The organism is Sorangium sp. So ce176, from assembly GCF_051519835.1.
Taxonomy (GTDB): domain Bacteria; phylum Myxococcota_A; class Polyangia; order Polyangiales; family Polyangiaceae; genus Sorangium; species Sorangium cellulosum_G.
The window spans coordinates 6,952,858-6,976,511 of sequence record NZ_CP150371.1 but is presented as its reverse complement, the minus strand read 5'-3'; the positions used below and the strand labels follow the sequence as shown (position 1 = coordinate 6,976,511).

At 70.5% G+C, this 23,654-nt stretch carries 16 protein-coding genes; 10 read left to right on the top strand and 6 right to left on the bottom strand.

Features of this window, described 5'->3' with window-relative positions; genetic code table 11:
* Positions 1-209 precede the first annotated feature (209 nt).
* A complete protein-coding gene (locus WMF42_RS26080; protein ID WP_437685428.1) occupies positions 210-1,895 on the top strand; it encodes a PrsW family intramembrane metalloprotease in 1,686 nt (561 codons plus the stop codon).
* 22 nt (positions 1,896-1,917) lie between these two features.
* Here the strand turns inward: WMF42_RS26080 and WMF42_RS26075 are convergent, their stop codons facing one another.
* Positions 1,918-2,508 carry a serine O-acetyltransferase gene (locus tag WMF42_RS26075; RefSeq protein ID WP_061610767.1) on the bottom strand — a complete coding sequence of 197 codons (591 nt, stop codon included), beginning with the start codon at positions 2,506-2,508 and terminating at the stop codon, positions 1,918-1,920.
* Positions 2,509-2,859: 351 nt separating this feature from the next.
* Between WMF42_RS26075 and WMF42_RS26070 the strand changes: the two genes are divergently transcribed.
* From WMF42_RS26070 to WMF42_RS26040, 7 genes are all read left to right on the top strand, one after another.
* On the top strand, positions 2,860-3,567 hold the full coding sequence (locus WMF42_RS26070; protein WP_061610768.1) for a response regulator: 708 nt from the start codon (positions 2,860-2,862) through the stop codon (positions 3,565-3,567).
* Between the two features lie 177 nt (positions 3,568-3,744).
* On the top strand, positions 3,745-4,518 hold the full coding sequence (locus tag WMF42_RS26065) for an energy transducer TonB (RefSeq protein ID WP_437685425.1): 774 nt from the start codon (positions 3,745-3,747) through the stop codon (positions 4,516-4,518).
* A 57-nt stretch (positions 4,519-4,575) separates the two neighbouring features.
* Positions 4,576-5,283: a MotA/TolQ/ExbB proton channel family protein gene (locus WMF42_RS26060; protein ID WP_081426803.1), complete on the top strand. Its 708-nt coding sequence runs from the start codon at positions 4,576-4,578 to the stop codon at positions 5,281-5,283.
* Complete coding sequence (locus WMF42_RS26055; protein ID WP_061610770.1) at positions 5,237-5,695, top strand: ExbD/TolR family protein; 459 nt, start codon at positions 5,237-5,239, stop codon at positions 5,693-5,695. Before WMF42_RS26060 ends, WMF42_RS26055 begins: the two co-directional genes overlap by 47 nt.
* A 4-nt stretch (positions 5,696-5,699) precedes the next feature.
* Positions 5,700-6,137 (top strand): ExbD/TolR family protein, encoded by a 438-nt coding sequence (locus WMF42_RS26050; protein ID WP_434041264.1) that lies wholly within the window; start codon positions 5,700-5,702, stop codon positions 6,135-6,137.
* A gap of 231 nt (positions 6,138-6,368) precedes the next feature.
* Positions 6,369-9,254, top strand: coding sequence for a TonB-dependent receptor domain-containing protein (locus WMF42_RS26045; RefSeq protein ID WP_437685422.1), 2,886 nt, complete (start codon positions 6,369-6,371; stop codon positions 9,252-9,254).
* Positions 9,255-9,335: 81 nt separating this feature from the next.
* Positions 9,336-10,739: a hypothetical protein gene (locus WMF42_RS26040; protein WP_063815905.1), complete on the top strand. Its 1,404-nt coding sequence runs from the start codon at positions 9,336-9,338 to the stop codon at positions 10,737-10,739.
* A gap of 128 nt (positions 10,740-10,867) precedes the next feature.
* Here the strand turns inward: WMF42_RS26040 and WMF42_RS26035 are convergent, their stop codons facing one another.
* Complete coding sequence (locus WMF42_RS26035; RefSeq protein ID WP_061610774.1) at positions 10,868-11,515, bottom strand: hypothetical protein; 648 nt, start codon at positions 11,513-11,515, stop codon at positions 10,868-10,870.
* Positions 11,516-11,721: 206 nt separating this feature from the next.
* On the opposite strand from WMF42_RS26035, the gene WMF42_RS26030 reads away from it, so the two are divergent.
* Together WMF42_RS26030 and WMF42_RS26025 are read left to right on the top strand one after the other, a co-directional pair.
* Positions 11,722-13,116, top strand: coding sequence for a sigma 54-interacting transcriptional regulator (locus WMF42_RS26030; RefSeq protein ID WP_061610775.1), 1,395 nt, complete (start codon positions 11,722-11,724; stop codon positions 13,114-13,116).
* A gap of 1,035 nt (positions 13,117-14,151) precedes the next feature.
* Positions 14,152-15,468, top strand: a complete 1,317-nt coding sequence (locus tag WMF42_RS26025; RefSeq protein WP_061610776.1) for a GRAS family protein — start codon at positions 14,152-14,154, stop codon at positions 15,466-15,468.
* Positions 15,469-15,514: 46 nt separating this feature from the next.
* On the opposite strand, the gene WMF42_RS26020 is transcribed toward WMF42_RS26025, so the two are convergent.
* The 4 genes from WMF42_RS26020 to gltB all read right to left on the bottom strand — a co-directional run bounded on the left by WMF42_RS26020 (position 15,515) and on the right by gltB (position 23,583).
* A complete protein-coding gene (locus tag WMF42_RS26020; protein ID WP_061610777.1) occupies positions 15,515-15,931 on the bottom strand; it encodes a hypothetical protein in 417 nt (138 codons plus the stop codon).
* A 610-nt stretch (positions 15,932-16,541) separates the two neighbouring features.
* On the bottom strand, positions 16,542-17,537 hold the full coding sequence (locus WMF42_RS26015) for an MDR/zinc-dependent alcohol dehydrogenase-like family protein (RefSeq protein ID WP_437685419.1): 996 nt from the start codon (positions 17,535-17,537) through the stop codon (positions 16,542-16,544).
* Between the two features lie 9 nt (positions 17,538-17,546).
* Positions 17,547-18,986, bottom strand: a complete 1,440-nt coding sequence (locus WMF42_RS26010) for a glutamate synthase subunit beta (protein WP_061610779.1) — start codon at positions 18,984-18,986, stop codon at positions 17,547-17,549.
* Positions 18,979-23,583, bottom strand: a complete 4,605-nt coding sequence (gene gltB / locus WMF42_RS26005) for a glutamate synthase large subunit (protein ID WP_061610780.1) — start codon at positions 23,581-23,583, stop codon at positions 18,979-18,981. Before gltB ends, WMF42_RS26010 begins: the two co-directional genes overlap by 8 nt.
* Positions 23,584-23,654: the final 71 nt, after the last annotated feature.

Here is a 23,654-nt window from a genome sequence, read left to right as displayed (position 1 = left end):
GTGCCTCCGGGATGTATGCCCGGCGCGTCCGCGCCGTGGTAGAAATATCGCGTGACGCTTCGATCCGATGCTTGTGGACGACGGGTCCGAGACGGCCGTTGCCCGCCGCGGATCGTGGCGGTTGCTGGCGACTCCCTGCGTGGGGTGGGCGTTCGTCGCGGCTGCACGGTTCCCCGCTGTCACGAGGACATCGCGAGCGCGCTCGAGCCATGAACAACCCCCCTGGACACCGTCCCGAGTTCCCCGGCGTGCCGCAGCAACCCCGGCCGGCGGAGCGCCCGGGCGAGCACGCCCACCCTGCCGGCGCGCAGGTCTCCCCGGGGTATCCGGCGCGCGGCGCAGGGCATGTCCCCTCGGCTCAGCCGCCGCACTGGCCGCAGGGCCACGGGCAGCCGCCGCAGGGCCACGGACAGGGGCCGCAGGGCCACGGGCAGCCGCCGCAGGGCTACGGACAGGGGCCGCAGGGCCATGGGCCGCCGCCGCAGGGCTACGGGCAGGGGCCGCAGGGCCACGGGCAGGGGCCGCAGGGCTACGGGCAGGGGCCGCAGGGCCACGGGCAGCCGCCGCAGGGCTACGGACAGGGGCCGCACGTCCACGGGCCGCCGGGCCGCTCGCCGATGCAGGCGCAGGGGCATGTGCCGCAGCACGGCGCTCCCGCGCAGTACGGCGTCCCCGCGCGCCCCATGGCGGGGCCCGCTCCGCACGGCGCCAGGCACCCGGCGTACGCGCATTCCCCCGCCGGCTACCCTGCGGTCGTCCGGGTCGCGCGGAGGCCCGACCCGGACCGGCGGCGGCGCATCGCCGGGCTGTGGCTCTGGGCCAACGGCATCATCGCCGGCACGGTCCTCAACGTGATCTTCACGCTCTTCGGCGTGCTCGGGTCCGGGGGGAGCATGCTGAGCGCCATGGTCGTCGGAGCGCTCTTCGCGTTCCCGCCGCTCGTCATCTACCTGTTCGTCCCGATGATCATCGATCGGTACGATCCGGAGCCGTGGTGGTGCCTGCTGATGGCGTTCCTCTGGGGCGCGCTCGCGGCGACCGGCTTCTCGATCCTGATCAACACCGGCGTTCACGTCGGCGTCTCCAGCAGCTTCGGCGAGCCGCTGGGAGAGCTCGTGAGCGCATCGGTCAGCGCGCCGTTCGCGGAGGAGCTGTTCAAGGGGCTCGGCGTGTTCGGCTTCTTCTACTTCCTGCGCCGGGAGTTCGACGGCATCGTCGACGGCATCATCTACGCCACCTTCTGCGCGCTCGGCTTCGCCGCGGTGGAGAACGTCCTCTATTACGCGCGCGCCTCGATGCAGGGCAGCGACGTGCTCGCCGGCACCTTCGTCCTGCGAGGCGTGTTCACGCCCTGGCTTCACCCGCTGTTCACGTCGATGACCGGGATCGGCTTCGGGCTCGCCCGGGAGTCGTCGAAGACGTGGGTGCGCGTCGCGGCCCCGATCGGCGGCTACCTGCTGGGCGTCGCGCTCCACGCGGTGTGGAACTTCCTCCCGACCGCGCTGGGTCGCGCGATGGGGGACCTCTTCATGCCGTGGCTCCTGCTCTGGCTGTGCTTCGTCGCCTCGTTCTTCGGCATCATCGTGGCGCTCGTGATCCGCAAGGGCTGGGTGATCCGCGATCACCTGCGCGACGAGGTGGCGCTCGGCATGCTGACCCAGGACGAGCTCGAGCTCGTCTGCTCGCCGATCGGCCGGCTCCGGTGCACCCTGGGTTGGCGCGGCGCGACAGGGCGGAGCTTCATCCGCGCCGGCGCGCGCCTCGCGCTCAGCAAGTGGCACACGGCGCGCGCGATGGAGGGGCGGAACCGGACGCTGAGCGCCGACTTCATCGGCCCGCTCCGCGACGAGATCGCGCAGCTCAGGCAAGAGCTCCTCGCCCGCGCCCCCCGCTGACCTCAGGCGCGGGCGGCGCGGGTCAGCTTTGCGAGCCGTTCGTCTCTTCGGCGTTCGGCGCGGTCGGCCGCGCGGCGGCCTGGGCCGCTCGGTCCTCGCGCCGCTGCACCGGCTTCGCGGGGATGCCGACGACCGTCGTGTTGGGCGCGACGTCGTGCACGACCACGGCGTTGGCGCCGATCCGGGCGCCGTCGCCGACAGTGACGCCGCCGACGATCTTCGCGCCCGCGCCGATGAAGAGGTCGCTCCCGAGCACCGGAGTCTGCCGCCGATCGGCGCCGATCGTCACCTGGTGCTCGATGAGCACGTTCGAGCCGCCGCGGACATTGCCGTTGATGACGACGCCGTTCGAGTGAATGAGCACGAAGCCCGGCCCGAAATCCGCGCCACGCCCGATGACGCAGCCGCCGGCGAGGTTGGTCGCCTTGTTGAGCACCATCTCGAGCACAGGCATCCGGTGGGCACGCGCGGCCTGCGTGAACCTGTAGAGGACCATCGCCGCCGTGCCGTCGGTCGCCAGCGTCTTCAGGATCGTCGGCAATGGATCGCTGCCGTAGCACCATGTCGCCTTCTGGCGCACGTCGGCCGCGATGAGTCGCAAGGTCCGCAGCATCGCGACGAGAATAGCGCATCCCGCCCCGCCCGTGCGACCTTTCGCAGCCGCCATGCCCGCGTCGGCGACGCGCGCCGCCGTGCCCGCGCCGCGTCGGCGACGCGCGCCGCCGTGCCCGCGCCGCGTCGGCGACGCGCGCCGCCGTGCCCGCGCCGCGTCGGCGACGCGCGTCGCCGTGCCCGCGCCGCGTCGGCGACGCGCGCCGCTGGCCGCGTCTCACGCGCGTCGGGCCATCTCCACGCGAATCGAGAGCAACGGGGGCACCGTGTTGCCTGCCGAGCTCGGCCGCACGTCGCTGTTGCTGTTCGGTCATCGGTCCGTCACATCGCTCGGGTACATGCGCTATCCAGCATGGCGCGGATTTTGGTTATCGAGGACGAGCCGGCGCTCCAGAAGGTGCTCGATTACAACCTCAGGCAGGCCGGGCATGAGGTGCTCCTCGCGGGGCAGGGCGGTGAAGCGGTCCGGCTGGCGATGGACCAGCGACCCGATCTCATCCTGCTCGATCTGACGCTGCCCGACATCTCCGGGACCGATGTGTGCCGCGCGCTCCAGCAGGGCGAAGGCACCCAGCAGATCCCCGTGATGATCGTCTCGGCGCGCGGAGAAGAGGTCGATCGCATCGTCGGCTTCGAGCTCGGCGCCGTCGATTACGTGGTCAAACCGTTCAGCGTCCGGGAGCTCGTGTTGCGGGTGCAGGCCGTTCTCCGGCGCGCCAGGTCCTCCGGGGCAGGGGACCGGTGCATCGAGTTCGGGTGCCTGCGGATCGACGAGGGCGCTCATCGCGTGTGGGTCGAGCGCGAGGAGGTCGAGCTGACGCTCCTCGAGTTCAAGCTCCTCGTCGCGCTCTACGAGGCGCGCGAGCGCGTGCAGACGCGCACCGCGCTCCTCGACGGCGTCTGGGGCATCGACGTGAGCATCACGACGAGGACCGTCGACACCCACGTCAAGCGGCTGCGCGACAAGCTGCGTCGCGCGGGCGATTACATCCAGACCGTCCGCGGCATCGGATATCGATTCGCCGCGTCGCCCGAGGTGCCCGAGAGCCGCAGCGCCTGAGCGCGGTATCGGGAGATCCACGACAATCGTTGCCTCCCCGTCATCCTGCCGCAACGCGATCGAGCTACCGTACGGACATCGGCTCACACGACGGGCCACACCGAGAAAGCCCTCCTGTCCCTCTCGTGAGATCAGGCGGTGCTCCGGTGTTCGCGCCAGAGGGCGCCGGGAGCTTCGATGCACCTTGAGACGTGGAATGCGGGGGAGGCCGATCCTGAGCGAGCGAAGCGGCTCGCCATCGGGTACGCGGCGGGTCTCCTGCTGTTCGCGGGCATCGCGCTCTCCGCCGCCCGCCTGAGCGGCGCGATCAGGCCTCCTCCGCCCGAGGAGGACGTCGTCGACGTCAAGCTCGCCGCCCGCATCCCCGAGGCGCCTCCCGTCGCCGCGGCGCCTCCGCCCCCGCCGCCGGCGGCGGAGGCTCCGGCGCCTCGCGCTGCGGCGCCCAGGCGAGCGGCGCTTGTCGCGCCGAGCGCTGTACCGAAGGAGGCGCCGCCCGAGGCCGACCCGAGCGAGGCCACGCCGAGCGACGACGACACGTACGGAGAGCCCGGCGGTGCGCCAGGTGGCGTGCCCGGCGGGATCCCCGGCGGGATGGGGACGGCTGGGGTAGCGGCGCCGCCGCCGCCTCCTGCGCCGCCGCCTCCTCCTCCGCAGCCGAGAGGGCCGATCCACCTGCCCGAGAACGCGACGCCGCCGGTCGCGCTCTCCTGCGCGCCGCCCGTCCCTCCCGAAGCTGCGCTGAGCGCGGGGGTGGAAGCAATGGTGGCGGTCCGGTTCGTGGTCACCGAGACGGGCGAGGTCACGAATGTCACGATTGTCCGCGGCCATCCCCTCTTCAATGACGCGGTCCTCGCGGCGATGAAGGCGTGCCGCTACAAGCCGGCGATCTCCGATGGGAGGCCGGTGTCCGTCTGGCGGACGGTGCCATTCCGCTTCAAGGCGAAGCGATGATTTTCAGCGCACGGCCGCGCACGCGGCCTCTCGCGCGAGGAACGAAGGAGGTTAGCCATGATGCAGTTTGATCTCGGGCACATCTGGGCGAGCATGGGGCTCCTGAGCAAGCTCGTCGCGTTCGCCCTCGTGCTCATGGCGCTGGCGAGCGTCGCTGTCGTGGTCGAGCGGCTCATCGCCCTCGCGCGCCAGGCGGCCGAGACCCGGCGCTTCGCGAGCGAGGCGCGGCCGGTGATGGAGGCGTGGGACACCGCGCGGCTCGTGGAGATCGCAGGCCAGTACGAGCGATCGGCGCTCGCCCGGGTCGTCGCGGCGGCGGTGCGCCGGTTCCAGCGCGCCCTCGACGCCGGCGAGGGCGGCGTGCCCCCGGTGGAGCTCGCGCGCCGCGAGGTGTCGCGGCGCCGCGAGGCGATCTCGGCCGATCTGCGCCGCGGCCTCTCGGTCCTCGCCACGGTCGGCTCGGTGGCGCCTTTCGTCGGGCTGCTCGGCACCGTCATCGGCATCATCACCGCCTTCCAGACCATCGCATCCACCGGCTCTGGTGGCCTCGGCGCCGTGAGCGCCGGCATCGCCGAGGCGCTCATCGTGACCGCGCTCGGGCTCGGCGTCGCCATCCCGGCGGTGCTCTGCTTCAACTACCTCACCACCCGGATCGCCGCGCTCGAGCTCGCGCTCGAGCGCAGCGCGGGTGAGCTCATCGACGAGATGGAGAACGAGCATGGGCGTTCAAGTGGAGAGCAAGCGCTCCGGTCGGCAGCAGCCTGAGCCCGACATCAACGTCACGCCGCTCGTCGACGTGGTGCTCGTGCTGCTCATCATCTTCATGGTCATCGCGCCCCAGATGGAGCACGGCGAGCGGGTCGAGCTCCCGGCGGTGTTTCAGCCGGATCCGAAGTCGAGATCGAAGCTCGATCCCATCTATGTCACGATCACCGGCGCCGGCGCTGTGTACCTGGAGAAGGAGGCGGTCGCCGACCTCCGGTCGCTCGGCGAGCGGCTGCGGGCCATCCGCGCCGCGGCGCCGGAGCGCCGGGTGGTCATCAAGGGCGACGCCTCCGTGAGCTACGGCCGCGTGCGGGAGGCATTCGCGCTGTGTCAGGAGGTCGGCTTCGCCGGCATCTCGCTGCAGGTGAGCCAGCGGGGCGGCGGGGTCGCCGAGCAGCCGGAGGAGGGATGACGCCGTGGGGATGAGCGGTCCGCAGAGCGGAGGCAGGAAAGGCGGCGTCGCGCCGAGCATGAACGTGACGCCGCTCGTCGACGTGGTGCTCGTGCTCCTCATCATCTTCATGGTCGTGACGCCGCTGCTCGCGAAGCAGTTCTGGCTGAACCTGCCCAGGAAAGACGACACAGCGAAGCTCGAGCCACCTCCCGACGACGCCAGCAGGCCCGTGGTGCTCACGGTGGACCAGCGCGGCGTCCTCCGCGTCAACCAGACCGAGGTGCAGCGCGGCGAGCTGAAGGAGCGGCTCGCCCGCATCTTCGCGGCGCGCTCGGACGACGTGCTTTACTTCGACGCGGAGGACGAGGCCGCCTACGCGATCGCGGTGGAGGCCATGGACGCCGCGCGCATGGGCGGGGCGAAGACGATCGCCGTCCTGACAGAGAAGACCGGGCGCTGAGCGGAGCTCAGCCCCGATGAGCCGCTGACGAGGCGCGCACGGGCGCCTGCGCCCGAGGGCGCGATCGCGGCGCGGTGCACGCGCGAGGGCGGCGGGGAGCTGGCTCCCCGCTCTCCTCATCGAAGGGCGCAGGTGCGCCCGACCATCGGATCGACAGGCGCGCCCGATCTCGGGGCGTGAAGGGACAGTTGCATGATTCGCAGAAGGATCTCAGGGGTAGTCGCAGCGCTCGTGGCACCGCTGTGCTGGGGGGCCACGGCCCTCGCCCAGGGCGAGCCCGGCGCGGCCGCGCCGCCGCCTGGAGGCGCGGGGATCCCGGCCGACGCCCCGGCGGCGGAGAACGCCGCCGGGCTCGACGAGCCGAGCCCGGCGCGCCCACCCTCCGCCGGGAAAGGCGTCGTATGGGGCGTCGTCACGGACTCCGCCACGAAGGAGCCCGTCTTCGACGCCCAGGTGTCCGTCATCGGGACGAAGCTCAAGGTCATCGCGGATCTCGACGGACGGTATCGCCTGGAGCTCCCGCCAGGGAGCTACCAGCTGCGGGTCTGGTACGAGGCGTACAAGCCTCAGCGCGTGCAGGACGTGCGGGTGACCGCCGGGCAGGTGGTCCAGGTCGACGTCGGCCTCGATCCGGATCAGCAGGTCGAGGAGGTCGTCGAGGTCGAGTTCGAGCCGGAGCGGGCGAGCGTCGCGGCGCAGCTCCTCATCCGGAAGAACGCGCCCCACGTGGGCGACGCCGTCGGCGCGAAGGAGATCGCGAAGACGCCCGATCGCAACGCCGCGGAGGCCGCGAAGCGCGTCGTCGGCGCGACCGTGATCGACGGCAGGTACGTCTATGTGCGCGGCCTCGGCGATCGCTACACGAACGCTCTGCTGAACGGCGCGCCGCTTCCGAGCCCCGAGCCCGACCGGCAGGCCGTCCCGCTCGATCTCTTCCCCTCGCTCGTCCTCAGCGACATCACCATCGTCAAGACGTTCACGCCCGACGTCCCCGGCGACTTCGTGGGCGGTTCGGTCCAGATCAACACGCGCGAGCTCCCGACCAGGTTCCTCCTCCAGGCATCGCTCTCGCTTGCTGCGAACACCCACAGCACGTTTCGAGATCGCCTGACCTACTCCGGATCGAGCACCGACTGGCTCGGGATCGACGACGGCGCGCGCGCGTTGCCCGGCGAGATCCCCGAGTACAAGGTGGCCCGCGGGATCCGCCGGCCGGACGGCGCGCTGATCACGAGGGACGACATCGCGGTCTACGGGAGGGCGATCAACTCGTCGATGGCGACCCGCCGGTCGTTCACGCCGCCGAACGGGAGCGGCAGCGTCGTCGTCGGTGACACCCTGAAGCTCCGCGGCGAGCAGCGCCTCGGCTACCTCGCCACGCTGAGCTATGGCCGGAAGTTCGCCCCGCGCGCCGACGAGATCAGCCGGACTTACGCGTTCGATCCCACGAGCGAGAGCGGCCTGAGGCAGCTCAACGACTCCGCGGTGGACAGCATCCGTGATCAGGTGTCCTGGGGGAGCTTCGCGAGCGTCACCTACACGCCCGATCGGGATCACAAGGTGATGCTCACCGCGCTCCACAGCCGCTCGTCGGACGACGTGGCGCTTCAGTCAAGGGAGGTCATCGAGGAGAGCGGCGGGGCGGTGTACCGCGACACGCTGCAGCGCTTCGTCTCCCGGGCGCTCACCCTGGGCCAGCTCTCGGGGGAGCATCGCATCGCGGCGCTCGGGAACGGCACGCTCGACTGGAAGGCGTCCGTCTCCCGGGCGACCTCGGACGAGCCCGACGCGAGGGAGAACGTCTACGCCAGGGACGACACGAGCGGCGCCTGGTCCTGGGACGACGGCACGCTGAGCGGATCGCACGTCTTCATCGATCTGGCAGACACGAACTACGGCGGGCAGCTCTCTTACGCGCTGCCGCTCATCCGTGGAGACGCCCCGACCCGCCTGAAGCTTGGCGGCCTGCTGAATTTCCGAAAGCGTGAGTTCGACGCGCGCCGGTTCCGGTTCAAGACGCTCCGGCTCGCCGACACGACCGTGCTGCGACAGGAGCCGGGCCCGCTGTTCTCGGACGAGAACATCGGCACCCTCTTCGAGCTGGAGGAGACCACACGCGACACGGACGACTACACGGCCAGCACCGATCTCTACGCGGGCTACGTGATGACCGACACCCACATCACGCGGTTTCTCCGGGCGATCCTCGGCGCCCGGATCGAGGCCTCCATGCTGTCGATGGATGTCCCGGATGATGCCGAGAAGAATATCGACAACAAGGACGTGGATGTCTTGCCCGCGGCCAGCCTCGTGTTCAAGACGAGCCCGAAGTCGAACCTCAGGTTCAGCGTGACCAGGACGCTCGCTCGACCCCAGCTCATCGAGCTCAGCCCGGCGCTGTCCCAGCCAGGATACAGCGCGCGGGAGGTGGAAGGCAATCCCGACCTGGAACGGACGCGCGTGGTGAACGGCGACCTCCGGTTCGAGCTCTTCCCGACCACCGGCGAGGTGGTGGCGACCAGCATCTTCTACAAGCACTTCGAGGACCCGATCGAGGAGATCATCAAGCCCAGCAGCGGCAAGGGGAGGCTGAGCTGGGCGAACGGGGACAGCGGCTATGTCGCGGGTCTCGAGCTCGAGATCAGGAAGAGCCTGGACTTCATCGACCCGCTCCTGCGGGACGTCACCGTGCTCGGCAATGTCACGCTCGCCACCTCGGAGGTCGAGATCAACCCCGAGCCGGACGAGGGAGGGATCGCGATCCAGAGCACCGCGACGCACCCGCTCCAGGGGCAATCCCCCTTCGTCGTCAACCTGGGGCTCGACTACAGCGGCGAGTCGACCGGCACGAGCGCCCGGCTCCTCTACAACGTGTTCGGCGCCCGGCTCCGGACGGTGGGGAAGAACATGCCGGACGAGTACGAGCAGCCGCGGCACCAGATCGATGTCACGGTCGCGCAGCGCCTCGGCGAGCACGTCGAGCTGAAGCTGGCCGGCGAGAACCTCATCGATGCTCCCGTCCGCGTCACGCAGGGCAAGGAGAGCACGGACGACAACATCGTGCTCGACTACCACGTTGGTACGACCGTTACCCTGAGCGCGGCACTGACTTATTGACCATATGCCACCCAATCGTCACGTGGCGACATCCACGATGTTGCCAGTGCGGACTAGCTTCGCCCTGGAGGTAAGAAGACCATGAGGACATCGAGAATTGCCTTGGTTTGCGCGTCGGCGCTCGCCGTCGCGATGGTTGCCGCTTGCGGCGATGACGAGGGCGGGCCGAGCCCGGCCAGCACGCCGTCGACGACCAGCGGCGGCGGCGACGGCGGTGGCGGCGACGGCGGCAATGGCGGTGGCGGCGCTGGCCCAGACTGCGCCAAGCCGGTGGAGGTGACCGAGGCGATCGAGGCGGACACGACGTGGAGCGCTGATAACTGCTACCTCATGAAGGGCGTCATCCTCGTCGAGGAAGGCGCCACCCTCACCATCGAGCCCGGCACGACCATCATGGGCGACAAGGAGAGCCTCGCGACGCTCGTCGTGAAGCCGGGCGCCAAGATCGACGCCAAGGGCACCGCCGACAAGCCGATCGTGTTCACGAGCCAGAGCCCGGAGGGCGAGCGCTCCGCGGGCGACTGGGGCGGCGTCATGCTGCTCGGCAATGCCCCCATCAACGTCCCTGGCGGCAAGGCGGAGGTCGAGGGCATCGTCGGCGTCGAGTACGGCGGTGATGTGGCGGACGACGACAGCGGTGTCCTCGAGTACGTCCGCATCGAGTTCAGCGGGATCCTGCTCTCTCAGGACAACGAGGTGAACGGCCTCACGTTCGCCGGCGTGGGCTCCGGGACGACGGTCGACCATGTGATGGTGCACCACACGCTCGACGACTGCTTCGAGTTCTTCGGCGGCACCGTCAACGCGAAGCACCTCCTCTGCGCGCAGAACGGCGACGACGGCTTCGACTGGGACCTCGGCTACACAGGGAAGCTCCAGTTCCTTGCCCTCCAGCAGGACCCCACGGTCGCCGACGAGACGAACGGCTTCGAGGGCGACAATGACGCGGATGGGTCCGAGAACACTCCAGTCAGCGAGCCGACGATCTACAACGTGACCCTGTGCGGCAAGGACAAGGACGTCGACAAGCAGCAGTACGGCATGCTGCTCCGCCGCGGGACCAAGGCCCATATCTTCAACACGATCGTGACCGGCTTCGAGGCGGGCCTGGATCTCAGGAACGAAGGGACCGAGGTGGAGCTCGCGAGCTCCATCATCTCGGGCAACGTCAACGCGGAGGCGAACATCGCTTACGAGGAGACCGACGTGAACGAGTCCACCGAGTCGAAGCTCGACGACGATGACGACGGCGGCGTGGACGAGGTCGCGTGGTTCGAGGGCGAGGAGACCAACAGCGTCGAGGATCCGGAGCTCGCCGACTGCTTCGCGGCCACGCCGGACTTGCGCCCGGCGGCCACACTCACCGAGAACGCAGCGACCCCGCCCGACGACGGCTTCTTCGACGCCGAGGCGGCCTATATCGGCGCCTTCAAGGCCGATGACACCTGGGCGACGGGCGCCTGGGTCTCGTTCGACGCCGAGTGAGGCCGCGCCGTCCGCCCCATCTCACACGGTCGCTCGGGGCGGACCGGATCTGCTTCACGCACAATGGCGAAGGCCGGCTCTTCAGCCGGCCTTCGTCGTCCCCAGCATTGCGGCTCCGCCGCAAACGCTCAGCGCACCCGCGGCGTGAAGCCGGACACGTGGCTCCGGTGCTCGCCGCACACGCCGCGCGCGTCCGGGCTGTCCTTGAATGACACCCTCCCGCACACCTCACAGATGCAGAGGTGTGCGCGATAGAACTCGCGATCGAGCAGGATGTCGGCAGCGAGCAAGCTGAGCACAATGTCACCGAGGAAGTCGATCTCGCGGGGCGAGGCGACCCAGACGGGACGGCCGCCGACAGCGGCCCGGCGGACCCTGCCGCCGTAGATCGCCGCGTTCAGGAATCGATCGTCGGCGACGGGCGCGATGAGCCCCCGCAGGGCCGTGATGACGCGGCCGCGGGCCTTGTAGATCAGCTCCTCTAGGTTGCTGCCGCCGTCGGCGCGCGGATCGAGCATGACGGGCGTCGCGCCGGGCTCGCGCACAATCTGCGGGCGCTTCATCAGGCCCGGGGTCACGAGGTGGTCGACGAACCAGTCCTGAAGGTCCTTGATCGTCCACTCGGACGCCGGCCACTCCAGGAACTCGAGCGCGCCGCGCAGGCCGGTGATGCTCTGGAGGCCGGGGTGGGTGGGGAAGCTCGGCAGGGTGCGGGATGTGTGCAGGCGCCGGGGTGAGCGACGACCCGCCTCGTCGATGTTGCGGCCGGAACCCATGTTCACCTCGAGGGCAGACCCCCGGTCCCGATGGATGCGAGCTCGTGCAGAGGCCACCATACCGAGGAAACAAGCACAACTTGTGCCGAACCTGGCGATCGGGGCGAGCTGGATTTCTCGGGACTTGCGCCCAGGGAAACCATGAACGTCGTGTAAGTGGCCGGCCACTGGCCGGCCAGGTTCTTGAACGGGTAAGATAGCTCCTGATGGACCACTCCACTGTCCGCGTCTCGGTTCCCCCCGAGCCCTCGGTTGCCGAGCCCGTGCCCGGCATCGTGCTGATTTTCTCGGGGAATCAGCCGCGATGCGCGCCGATCCCGCTGGACGGCGGCGCCGTCGTGGTGGGCCGCGGTGGCGTGGGCGGCGTGCCCCTCATGGACGACTCGCTGATGTCGCGGCGGCACGCGCGCATCGCGTACGACGGGACCGCGTGGACCGTGGAGGACCTCGGCAGCACCAACGGCACCTCGGTCAACGGCGAGCCCATCCGCGGCGAGGTCCGGCGGGAGGCGATCCAGGTCGTCGGCGCGGGGACGTCGGTGTTCCTCGCGCTGCCGGACATCCGGTGCTTCGCGCGCGGGGGCGTGCGCATCGAGAAGGAGAGCGTCCTCGGGCCCAGGCTCCAGCAGACCTACGACACCATCGTGCGCGCGGCGGCGGCGGGGGACAGCCTCCTCGTGACGGGCGAGAGCGGCACGGGCAAGGAGCTCGCGGCGCGCGCCTACCACGAGGCGGGGCCGCAGGCGCGCGGCCCGTTCGTGGCCGTCAACTGCGCGGCCATCCCGGAGGGGCTGGCCGAGCGGCTCCTGTTCGGCGCCCGCCGCGGCGCCTACTCCGGCGCGACGCACGACACCGAGGGCTACGTGCAGGCCGCCCACGGAGGCACGCTCTTCCTCGACGAGGTGGCGGAGCTCGACGCGGCGGTCCAGGCGAAGCTGCTGCGCACGATCGACACGCGGCAGGTGCTCGAGCTCGGCGCTGTCGCGCCTCACCCGGTGCAGATCAGGATCTGCGCAGCGACGCACGACCTGCGCGCCCGCGTCGCCCAGGGCCGCTTCCGTGACGACCTCTATTATCGCATTGGCCGTCCCGAGGTCCGGCTCCCGCCGCTTCGCGAGCGGATCGAGGAGATCCCCTGGCTGCTCGCGCAATGCGCGAAGGCTGTCGGAGCGGCCTTGCACGGCGCGACGCCGACGATTCACCATTCGCTGATCATCGCGTGCGCGCTGCGCCGCTGGCCAGGGAATCTGCGCGAGTTCGTGGGCGAGGCGCGGCGCGCGGTGACGCGCGCGCTCGACGAGGGGCGCCCATCGGTCGAGGCCAAGGATCTGGACCCGCTCGCGGGCGTCGGGCTCGGCCCGGAGTCGCTCGACGCGCACGCCCGGCAGACATCGAGCGATCTTCGACCGACGCCGGCGCGCGCGAGCCAGGCGCCGCCCGAAGATGAGATCGCCGGGGCGCTTCGCCTCGAGCGAGGCAATGTGTCTCGCGCGGCCAGCAGGCTCGGCGTGCACAGGAACCGAATTCGACGCTGGCTGGAGAAGAATGGCGTGGATCGTTCACATTTCGCCGAAGGGGGCGAGCTGCCCGATAACGACTGAGACGTGCCCGTCGACGTATGCACAAGCACACAAGCGGGTCAATGTCCGCGCCGCCTCGCTGGCAGCGTTTGCTCGCCTCGCCTCGGTCGGATGACGAAGTCGCGCCGGGCGTAGGCGGTTGAGCCCGACAGGGCGGCCGTTCCATACATTGCCTCCAGCGACCGCTGAGTCCCTCCACGTCATTGGAGCCTATGCGACGGCGCGCTCTCTCAGCGATGACGAGCCCGGTCGTCGCAGGGTTGCCTTCATCCGGCGACGCGGCGCCAGGCTCGATTCGACCTTATGGCATGTACAGGGTCTTTACAGGCCCCGTTATGCAGGATGTAATAGGGTGTGTAAGCCTCGTCCCCGGCGAGGTGCTGTCACGGTCACGGTCAAGTCAACGTGTCCGGCGCGCGCGGCGCGCCAGGTCGAAGCGCGCGGTGCGCCATCGCGACGCGCCATGAAGAGAGCTGCGGTGATGTGCCCGGTATGCTGCGCCTCGCGCTCGGTCCGTGTGTTCGAGTCCACGCGCGCGTCTCGCGGCCCGTGTGTTCGAGTCGGCGCGCGCGTCTCGCGTCGCGCGGCCCGCGTGCTCGAGTCCGCGCGTGTCGCGCGTCGGGGGATATCCACCTGCGGCGGGGCCGCGGCGCCCCCGTCGGACGCCCACGAGCGCCTACGTCTGCCGCCAGGAGGCTCGCGTGGCGCGAGGGACACGAGGAAGGGGGCGCGACGCAACAAGGCCATCTTGGGCTTGACCGAGCGGGCGGCTTCATCGATGAACAGGTACAGGGAGTTGCCTCTCGAGCCCTCGTGCGAGCTCCGATCCTACCGCGTCATGGGCGGGCGCCGCGCTTCGTGGCCCCGCCCGTGCGCTCCGCAGCGGAGCGCCTGCTCCCCTGCTCGCCGTCGGGCTATCCCGCAACGACGTCAGCAAACATTGAAACCCCCGGCTCCTGCGAGGTGGTCGACGTCATGCGTTCGCGCTTGAAATCGGCTGATCGCGGAGAGCCCAGCCAGGACGGCGGGCCTCCTGGTTGAACAGCCCTGGACACCATGACCGCGATCCGTAGATACGCATCGTCCGAAGAGGCGCCTGTAGGCCCGGGAACGCACATCGAGGGGCCCGCGAGCGGCGCCGCCTCGGGTCCCGGGGCAGGGCAGCAACCGAGCTCGGGAACCCGGCAGACGCACTCCCGACGTCGGCCGTTCCTGAGCCGCCTCCTGGCGGCGGGCGAGGCGATCGACGTGGGAGATCACGAGCGCGCGCGGGCCCTCGTGGAGGGCATCCTCCGGACAGAGCCCGATACGGGGGATGCCTCGGAGCGCATCTCGGGGGTGTTCGGCCGGGCGCTGCTCGCCCGCCTGGACGGAGATCGCTCCGGCGATGGCAACCTGTACCTGCGCAGCGCCGGTCCGCGGGACATGCTCGCGGCGTTTCAGCTCCTCGTGCACGCGACGCCGCTCATCCGGTTCGGCTACCTCAGCGCCAACGCGGCCATCGTCGAGGCGTTCCAGGGTGAAGACGAGGTCCATGTCATCGACATCGGCGTCGGCGGCGGGACGCAGTGGCCTTTCCTGCTACATCGGCTGGCGTCGCGCCCGGGCGGCCCGCCGCGGGTCCGCCTCACCGGGATCGACCTGCCGTGCCGGGGCCCTGATCCCGAGCAGCGGCTGCGCTGGGCGGGCGCGTTCATCGGGGGCTGGGCGGAGCGGCTGAACGTCCCCTTCGAGTTCCACGGCGTCGCCTCCTCGGTGGAGCGCGTCGACTGGACCCGTATCGCGGCGCGCTCCGCGGCGCCCATCGCCGTGAACGCCGCCTTCGCATTGCACCACGTGCCGGACGCGTCGGTGCACCCGACCGCGAACCGCGACACAATTCTCACCAGGATCCGCGGGCTGTCGCCGCGCGTGCTGACGCTCGTCGAGCCGGACGTGGAGCACAACGCGCTCCAGTTCCTCCCGCGGCTGTCCGAGGCGATCGCCCATTACTATGCGGTATTCCAGGCGCTCGAGGCGCTGCTCCCGCCGCACATCGCCGCGCGCGAGACCATCGAGCAGGTCTTCTTCGGGCAGGAGGTGATGAACGTTGTGGTGGGGGAGGGGGCGGCGCGGGTCGAGCGGCACGAGCGCCGGGGCGCCTGGCAGCGCCGCCTCCGCATGAACGGCTTCGAGCCGCTGCGCGTCTCGCCCCACGAGCCGCTGGTGCGCGGAGGGCTCCGCCTGAACCAGGGGTTCGACGTCCGGACGGACGAGCCGGCGCTCCTGCTCATGCGCAACGGGGTATCCATCGTGGCCGCGTCGGCGTGGCGGCCGCGGCAGGTCCCGCCGCCCTCGCGGTTCATCTCCGGGCTGTTCCGCCGGGCCGGCTGAGCGCTCCGCTGCCCGGAAACGCAGGCGACGCGAGCGGCGCTCGCCCTCAAGGCCCCTGGGCCGCGAGCGCCGCCCAGAGCACCAGCGCGCCGATCGCGACGGCCGCAAGGACGAGCCACGAGGCGAGGCGCCTGCGCGGGAGCATGGCGCCCGGGCCGTGGAAGAGCTCGGGAGCGCGACCGGCAAGGCCCTCGGCCTCGGGCTCAACCTCGCGCGGAGGGAGCGGGCTCAGGCCCTGAAGCCTGACCATATCGAAGAGCACAGAGCCGCGCGCCTGCGCTCGCGCGAGCCGCTCCAGCATCTCACGACGGCAATGGAGACAGAACATCGACGCGTCGCCCTCGACGTCATCGAGGCCGAACTCCCGTAGCTTCTGCTGTTCCCAGCTCTCCCTTGCTTGCCGCGCCTCGCGCAGATCGTCGGCTCGACGGCCGTGGTGGTGTGGGCTGTCCTTGGCGCTCATCGCTGCTCCTGATCCCTGCCGCAACGTGCGACTCCTACCAGGATCTATTCCAGTTAGCTGCGTGAAATTCTCTCGCGACGCGCTCCGAGGGGCCCGCAACCCGCGTCCCGGCGCGCGGCGCCGAGCAGGCGCCTTCCGCGAGAGGCCTGCGGCTGCTCACGGCTGCTCGGGTTTGCTCGGGTTTGCTCGGGTTTGCTCATGTGGCTTACGGCTGCCGGGGAATTTCGTCACGAAGACACGGAGGTTCTCTGCGTCTGGTTCGGTCAGCTCATGTCGCTACATCGCAGCCGGCGATCCGTGGTGGCGTGCATTCCCCTGCGCGATGGGAAATTCCATCGTTCTGCGGATGCGTGCGTGGATGCACGAGGTGCATGAGAGGTAGCCACCGCACTGCACGGAGTTCATGGACCGGTGGCGCGCGATCGGACGGGCGAGCCCATGGGATGTGGTGCCTCCCTGGTAAAAATAGAAATAAAGAATATTCGTCCGCATGTGTTGCGTAGAACACAGGCCCGGCGTCGAGCGATGGCCGATTTCGCCGAGGGCGAAGCACGCGCCGCGCGGGTCTCCTTGCCCGAGGTCCAGGCTGCCGGAGAGCGCGGCGCCGAGCTCAGCGCGTGACGAGCACCTTGAGGGCGCCTGGCGCCGCCGCGGCCTGCAGCGCGTCCGCGGCGCGCTCGAGCGGGAGCCGGGCCGACACAAGGGAGCGGACGTCGATGCTGCGGTCCTCGAGGGCGCGCAGCGCGGGCTCGAACAGCCCGCAGCGAGACCCGACGACCGTGATCTCATGGACGACGAGCTCGGCGAGGTGGACGCTGGAGAGCCCGGCCACCGTGCTCTTCAGCACGAGCGTGCCGCGCGGTCGGGTCGCGCGGACCGCCCTCGCGAACCCCTCGGCCGAGCCCGTGGCCTCGACAACGATCTCGGCCGGCTCGCCTGCCCACGCGCCCCGCCGAGGCGCAGCGCCGGCGTCCGCCTCGCCCGCGGCCTCGGCGAGAAGGAGCTCGGTCGCGATGCCCCGCGCGCGCAGCAAGGCGAGCTTCTCCTCGTGCTTGCCGACAGCGAGGACGCGGGCGCCCGCCTGCTGGAGCACCTGCGCGATGAGCAGGCCGAGCTTCCCGTCGCCGAACACGAGCGCGGACGTGCCCGGCGCCACGCGCACCTGCTCCAGGATCGCGAACGCCGCCGCGAGCGGCTCCGTGAACACCGCCTCCTCGTCGTCGATGCGGTCGTCGACCGCGTGGAGGTTCGCGACGGGCACCGCGACGCGCTCCGCCAGCGCGCCGTCCGCGCCGACGATGCCCATCACCGTGCGCGCCGGGCAGTGCCGCCCCAGCCCGCGCGCGCACGTGCTGCAGCGGCCGCACGCGAAGTTGATCTCTCCCACCACGCGGCGACCCCGCCACGCGGCAGGCCCGTCCACGACGTCGCCGACGAACTCGTGCCCGAGCGTGCCATGGAAGCCCATGTACCCCCGGACAATCTCGAGATCCGTGTTGCAGATGCCCGCGCACCGCACCTCGACCACGGCCATGCCGGCCGTGGTCGAGGGGGGCTCGCGGTCGACGACGCGCGCGACAGTGCCGTCCCAGACCAGCGCGCGCACGGACGAGCCCTAGCTCGCCGCCAGCGACAGCCGGCGCTTCGCCGGCTGCATCAGGTACGCGTCGACCGCCTCCGCGGCCTTGCGCGCCTCCGCGATCGCCCAGACGACGAGGCTCTGGCCGCGCGACATGTCGCCCGCGGCGAAGACGCCCTCCACGCTCGTGCGCCCGCCCGGGGCCTTCACGTTGCCGCGCTGGTCCATCGCCACGCCGAGCTGCTCGATCAGGCCCTCGCGCTCGGAGCCGACGAAGCCCATCGCGAGCAGGACGAGCTCGCACGGGATCTCGAAGTCGCTCCCCGGGACGGGCACGAACTTCCCGCCCTCCAGGATCACCCGCGTCGCCTTGAGCGCGCGGACGTGCCCGCGCTCGTCCCCGAGGAACGCCGTCGTCGACACCGACCAGTCCCGCTCGCCGCCCTCCTCGTGCGAGGACGACGTGCGGAGGATGAGCGGCCACGCCGGCCACGGGTTCGTCAGGGAGCGCTGCTCCGGCGGGCGCGGCAGGAGCTCGAGCTGCGTGACGTGCGCCGCGCGGTGGCGGTGGCTCGTGCCGAGGCAGTCCGAGCCGGTGTCGCCGCCGCCGATGACGACCACGCGCTTGCCCGTCGCGAGGATCGCCTCGCTCTCCGGGATCACGTCGCCGGCCACCCGCTTGTTCTGCTGGGTCAGGAAATCCATCGCGAAATGGACGCCCTTCAGCTCCCGGCCCGGCACCGGCAGGTCGCGCGGCCGGCGCGCCCCGCCGCAGAGCACGATGGCGTCGTACTGCTCGCGCAGCGCGTCGCCGGTGATGTCGACCCCGCAGTGCACGCCCGTGCGGAAGGTCACCCCCTCGGCCTGCATCTGCTCCATGCGCCTGTCGATGAGGTGCTTCTCCATCTTGAAATCGGGGATGCCATACCGGAGCAGGCCGCCGATGCGGTCGTCGCGCTCGAAGAGGGTCACGTCGTGCCCCTTGCGCGCGAGCTGCTGCGCGGCCGCGAGGCCGGCGGGCCCCGATCCGATCACGGCGACCTTCTTGCCCGTGCGCTGCTTCGCGATGACCGGCACGATCAGGTTCCGCTCGAACGCGCGATCGGCGACGCCGCGCTCGACGTTCTTGATCGTGACAGGCGTGCCCTCGATGTTCAGCACGCACGCCGCCTCGCACGGCGCCGGGCACACGCGCCCGGTGAACTCGGGGAAGTTGTTCGTCGCGTCGAGCGCCGCGATCGCCTCGGGGAGGCGCTCGCGGAACATGTGATCGTTCCAGTCGGGGATCAGGTTCCCGAGCGGGCAGCCGTCGTGACAGAACGGGATGCCGCAATCCATGCACCGCGCTGCCTGATCGCGCAGCTCGGGGTCAGGGATCGGGAGCTCGAACTCCTGCCAGTCGTTCAAACGCTCGGAGACGGGCCGCTTCTTGATGTCGACCCGCTGGATCTCGAGGAAGCCTCGTACCTTACCCATGGGCGGCCGACCTCTCTCCCGTGCTCGCGGGACCCGCGTTGGCGGGGATGTAACGTCCAGTGGAAACGTAGGGGGTGGAGGGTGAAAGGAGGGACACGATCCCGTCGGTCGCGTCCGCCCCGTTGGTCGCGGGCGCGGAAGCGGCCTCGAGGGCGCGCCGGTACTCGCTCGGGACGACCTTCACGAACTTCGGCAGGACGGCCTGCCAGGCGTCGAGCAGCTCGGTCGCCTTGCGGCTGCCCGTCCGCCGCACGTGCTCCTCGAGCAGCGCCCGCACCGACTCGGCGTCGGCCGCTGTCATCGTCTCGAGCGCCACCATCTCCTTGTTGCAGCGCGCCTCGAACAGCGCGTCCTCGTCGAAGACGTAGGCGAGCCCGCCGCTCATGCCGGCGCCGAAGTTGCGGCCGGTGGTGCCGAGGATGATCACGGTGCCGCCCGTCATGTACTCGCAGCCGTGGTCGCCCACGCCCTCGACGACGGTGGTGGCCCCGCTGTTCCGGACCGCGAAGCGCTCGCCGGCGCGGCCGTTGAAGAACGCGCGGCCGCCCGTCGCGCCGTAGAGCACGACGTTGCCGACGATGACCTGATCGTCCGCCTTGAACGGCGCCTCGCGCGGCGGGCGCACCGCCACGACGCCGCCCGAGAGGCCCTTGCCGACGTAGTCGTTCGCGTCGCCCTCGAGCTCGATCGTCATGCCGCGCGAGGCGAAGGCGCCGAAGCTCTGGCCGGCGCTGCCGGCGCACTTCACCACGATGCTGTCCTCGGGCAGCCCGGCGCCGCCGTGGCGGCGCGCGATCTCGCCGCTCAGCATGGCGCCGAGCGTCCGATCCGAGTTCCGCACGCGGGTCTCGATGACGACAGGCGGGCCGCCGTCGATGGTCGCGCGCGCCTGCTCGATCAGCTTGAGATCGAGCACCCGGTCGATCTTGTGATCCTGCAGCTCGACGCAGTGGGTCGGGCTCGTGAGGGCCTCCTTCGGGCGGTAGAGCACCTCGGAGCAGTCGATCTTCCTCGCCTTCGCGTGGAGCCCGGTGCGCCGCTGCACGATGCAGTCGGAGCGCCCGACCATCTCGGTCAGCGTGCGGAAGCCCAGGCTCGCCATGATCTGCCGGAGCTCCTCCGCCACGTAGAAGAAGAAGTTGATGACGTGCTCCGGCGCACCCGTGAACTTCTTGCGGAGCTCCGGGTCCTGCGTGGCGATGCCGACCGGGCAGGTGTTGAGGTGGCACTTGCGCATCATGATGCAGCCCGCCGCGACGAGCGGCGCCGTGGAGAAGCCGAACTCCTCGGCGCCGAGCAAGGCGGCGAACGCCACGTCCCGGCCGGTCATCAGCTTGCCGTCGGTCTGCACGATGGCGCGGCCGCGGAGCCCGTTCATCACGAGCACCTGGTGCGCCTCGGCCAGCCCGAGCTCCCACGGCACGCCCGCGTGGTGGATCGACGTGAGCGGGGAGGCGCCGGTGCCGCCCGAGTCGCCGCTGATCAGCACGACGTCGGCGTGCGCCTTCACGACGCCCGCGGCGATCGTGCCGACGCCGGCCTCGGCGACGAGCTTCACGCTGATGCGCGCCTTCGAGTTGATGTTCTTCAGGTCGAAGATGAGCTGCGCGAGGTCCTCGATCGAGTAGATGTCGTGGTGCGGCGGCGGCGAGATCAGCGTCACGCCGGGCGTCGAGTGGCGCACCTTCGCGATCACCGCGTCGACCTTGTGGCCCGGGAGCTGGCCGCCCTCGCCGGGCTTGGCCCCCTGCGCCATCTTGATCTGCAGCTCGTCGGCGTTGACGAGGTACTCGGCGGTGACGCCGAACCGCCCCGAGGCGACCTGCTTCACCGAGCTGCGCTTCGAGTCGCCGTTCGAGAGCCGGAGGAAGCGCGACGGGTCCTCGCCGCCCTCGCCCGTGTTCGACCGCGCGCCGATGCGGTTCATCGCGATGGCGAGCGTCTCGTGCGCCTCGGCCGAGATGCTCCCGAAGGACATCGCGCCCGTGGCGAAGCGCTTGACCAGCGATGCGGCGGGCTCGACCTCCTCGATCGGCACCGGCGGCCCCGCGGGCTTGAAGTCCCACAGGCCGCGGAGCGACATCGGGTGCTCCTGCTGCTCGTTGATGACCGCCGCGTACTCGCCGTAGCTCTTCGCGTCGTTGAGGCGGACCGCCCGCTGGAGCGTCGAGACCGACTGCGGCGTCCAGAGGTGCCGCTCTCCGAACACGCGGAAGTGGTGGTGGCCGCCGACGTCGAGGTGCGCGCGCGCCCGCTCGCCGTACGCCGCCTGGTGGCGCGCGAGCGTCTCCTCGGCGATCTCGCGCAGCCCGACGCCGCGGACGCGCGACGCCGTGCCGGTGAAGTACGCGTCGATGACGATCTGATCGATGCCGATCGCCTCGAAGATCTGCGCGCCCTGGTAGCTGGAGAGCGCGCTGATCCCCATCTTCGACATGATCTTCAGGATGCCCTTCTTGAGCGCCTTCACGTACCGCGAGCTCGCCGAGGACGGCGAGAGGTCGCCGAGGGTCTTGTCGCGGCACATCGCCGCGATCGACTCGAACGCCATGTACGGGTTCACCGCGCCCGCGCCGTAGCCGATGAGCAGCGCCATGTGACCGACCTCACGCGCCTCGCCGGTCTCGACGATGATGCCGGCGCGCGTGCGCGTCCCCTCGTTGATGAGGTGGTGGTGCACGGCGCCCATCGCCAGCAGGCTCGGGATCGGGGCGAGCGTCTCGTCGATGCCGCGGTCGCTGAGGATGAGGATGCTCGCGCCGTCGGCGATCGCGCGGCTCGCGTCCTTGCACAGCTTCGCGAGCGCGGTGCGCAGGTTGTCCTCCGGGTCACCGTCGACAGCGAAGTACATCGGCAGGGTCGCCGCCCGGAAGTCGGGGAAGACGTTCTTGCGCAGCTTGGACAGATCGTCCTGGGTGAGGATCGGGTGCGGCAGCTCGAGCATCCGACACTGGCGGGGCGTCTCCTCGAGGAGGTTGCCCTCGCCGCCGACGCAGCTCACGAGCGACATCACGATCTCCTCGCGGAGCGGGTCGACCGGCGGGTTCGTGACCTGGGCGAAGAGCTGCTTGAAGTAGCGGAAGAGGAGCTGGGGCTTCTCGGAGAGGACGGCGAGCGGGATGTCGATGCCCATCGACCCCACCGGCTCCTCGCCGAGCGTGGCCATGGACGCGAGGATCATCCGCAGATCCTCCTCGGTGTAGCCGAAGGCCTGCTGCAGGGTCCGGAGCTCCGCGTGGGGGACGGTGTAGAGGCTCGGCACGTCCTCGAGGGCGCGCAGGTCGATCTTGTTCTCGGCGACCCACGCCGCGTACGGCTTCTGCGTCGCGACGCGGCGCTTGATCTCGTCGTCGCTGACGACGCGACCCTCGCTCGTGTCGACGAGGAACATCTTGCCCGGCTGGAGCCGCCCCTTCTGGATGACGCGCGCCGGCTCGATGTCGAGCACGCCGAACTCGCTCGCCAGCACGACGAGCCCGTCGCTCGTCACGACGTACTTCGCGGGGCGCAGCCCGTTGCGGTCGAGCGTCGCGCCGATCAGCCGCCCATCGGTGAAGCACAGCGCCGCGGGGCCGTCCCAGGGCTCGATCAGGCAGCCGTGGTACTCGTAGAAGGTCTTCTTCTCGGCCGACATGTCCGGGTCGAGCGCCCAGGCCTCGGGCACGAGCATCATCATCACGTGCGGGAGCGACCGGCCGCTCGCGAGCAGGAAGTCGACGACGTTGTCGAGCGCCGCCGAGTCGGACCCGCCCGGGCGGATGATCGGCTTGAAGTCCTCGATCGCGTTCGCGAACACATCGCTCTTGAGCAGCGCCTCGCGGGCGCTCATCCACGCGGTGTTGCCGCGGACGGTGTTGATCTCGCCGTTGTGCGCGATGACCCGGTACGGGTGCGCGCGCTCCCACGTGGGGAAGGTGTTCGTGGAGAAGCGCGAGTGCACCATCGCGAGCCGCGACACGGTGCGCTTGTCGGAGAGGTCGGGGTAGAACGCCGAGACCTGCTCCGCGAGCATCAGGCCCTTGTAGACGACCGTGCGCGACGAGCAGGAGGCGATGTAGAAGTCGTCGGCGTGCGCCGTGCGGCCGGCGCGCTTGCGGATCGCATAGAGGACCTGCTCGAACGACTGGCGAGGCGCGACCCTGCCGATGAAGAGCTGGCGGATCGCGGGGCGCGAGTCGCGCGCGACCGGGCCGATCGCCCCGTCGTCGATGGGGACGTCGCGCCACCCGAGGACGCGCTGGCCGTGGTGCACGACGGCGGCCTCGAGGATCGCCTCGCACTGGCGGCGGCGCGCCGGGCTCTGCGAGAAGAACACCGTCGCAACCGCGTAGTCGCCGGGAGCAGGCAGCGCGATGCCCAGGGCCGCGAGGGACGCGGCGAACAGCTCGTGCGGGATCTGGAGGAGGACGCCCGCGCCGTCGCCGGTGCAGGGGTCGCAGCCAGCGGCGCCGCGATGGGTTAGATTTTCGAGGATCTCGAGCGCTTGGCAAACGACCTCGTGCGTCGCTTCACGTCGGAGCGTGGCGACGAATCCGAGACCGCATGCGTCGTGTTCGAAAGCCGGATCGTAAAGACCTTGTCGTTGGGGCAGAGGCATGGTGCTGACTTCACACGCGCGTAGCACATGTGGCACAAGGATTGGAGCCCTAGTTAATGCGCCGCGCCAGC

What these genes read in the sequence shown, in the direction of transcription:
- WMF42_RS26010 (WP_061610779.1), bottom strand. Translation starts at nt 18,986, where the DNA reads ATGGGTAAGGTACGAGGCTTCCTCGAGATCCAGCGGGTCGACATCAAG.
- WMF42_RS26030 (WP_061610775.1), top strand. Translation starts at nt 11,722, where the DNA reads ATGGACCACTCCACTGTCCGCGTCTCGGTTCCCCCCGAGCCCTCGGTT.
- gltB (WP_061610780.1), bottom strand. Translation starts at nt 23,583, where the DNA reads ATGCCTCTGCCCCAACGACAAGGTCTTTACGATCCGGCTTTCGAACAC.
- WMF42_RS26070 (WP_061610768.1), top strand. Translation starts at nt 2,860, where the DNA reads ATGGCGCGGATTTTGGTTATCGAGGACGAGCCGGCGCTCCAGAAGGTG.
- WMF42_RS26025 (WP_061610776.1), top strand. Translation starts at nt 14,152, where the DNA reads ATGACCGCGATCCGTAGATACGCATCGTCCGAAGAGGCGCCTGTAGGC.
- WMF42_RS26020 (WP_061610777.1), bottom strand. Translation starts at nt 15,931, where the DNA reads ATGAGCGCCAAGGACAGCCCACACCACCACGGCCGTCGAGCCGACGAT.
- WMF42_RS26035 (WP_061610774.1), bottom strand. Translation starts at nt 11,515, where the DNA reads ATGGGTTCCGGCCGCAACATCGACGAGGCGGGTCGTCGCTCACCCCGG.
- WMF42_RS26075 (WP_061610767.1), bottom strand. Translation starts at nt 2,508, where the DNA reads ATGCTGCGGACCTTGCGACTCATCGCGGCCGACGTGCGCCAGAAGGCG.
- WMF42_RS26055 (WP_061610770.1), top strand. Translation starts at nt 5,237, where the DNA reads ATGGGCGTTCAAGTGGAGAGCAAGCGCTCCGGTCGGCAGCAGCCTGAG.
- WMF42_RS26040 (WP_063815905.1), top strand. Translation starts at nt 9,336, where the DNA reads ATGAGGACATCGAGAATTGCCTTGGTTTGCGCGTCGGCGCTCGCCGTC.
- WMF42_RS26065 (WP_437685425.1), top strand. Translation starts at nt 3,745, where the DNA reads ATGCACCTTGAGACGTGGAATGCGGGGGAGGCCGATCCTGAGCGAGCG.
- WMF42_RS26080 (WP_437685428.1), top strand. Translation starts at nt 210, where the DNA reads ATGAACAACCCCCCTGGACACCGTCCCGAGTTCCCCGGCGTGCCGCAG.
- WMF42_RS26060 (WP_081426803.1), top strand. Translation starts at nt 4,576, where the DNA reads ATGATGCAGTTTGATCTCGGGCACATCTGGGCGAGCATGGGGCTCCTG.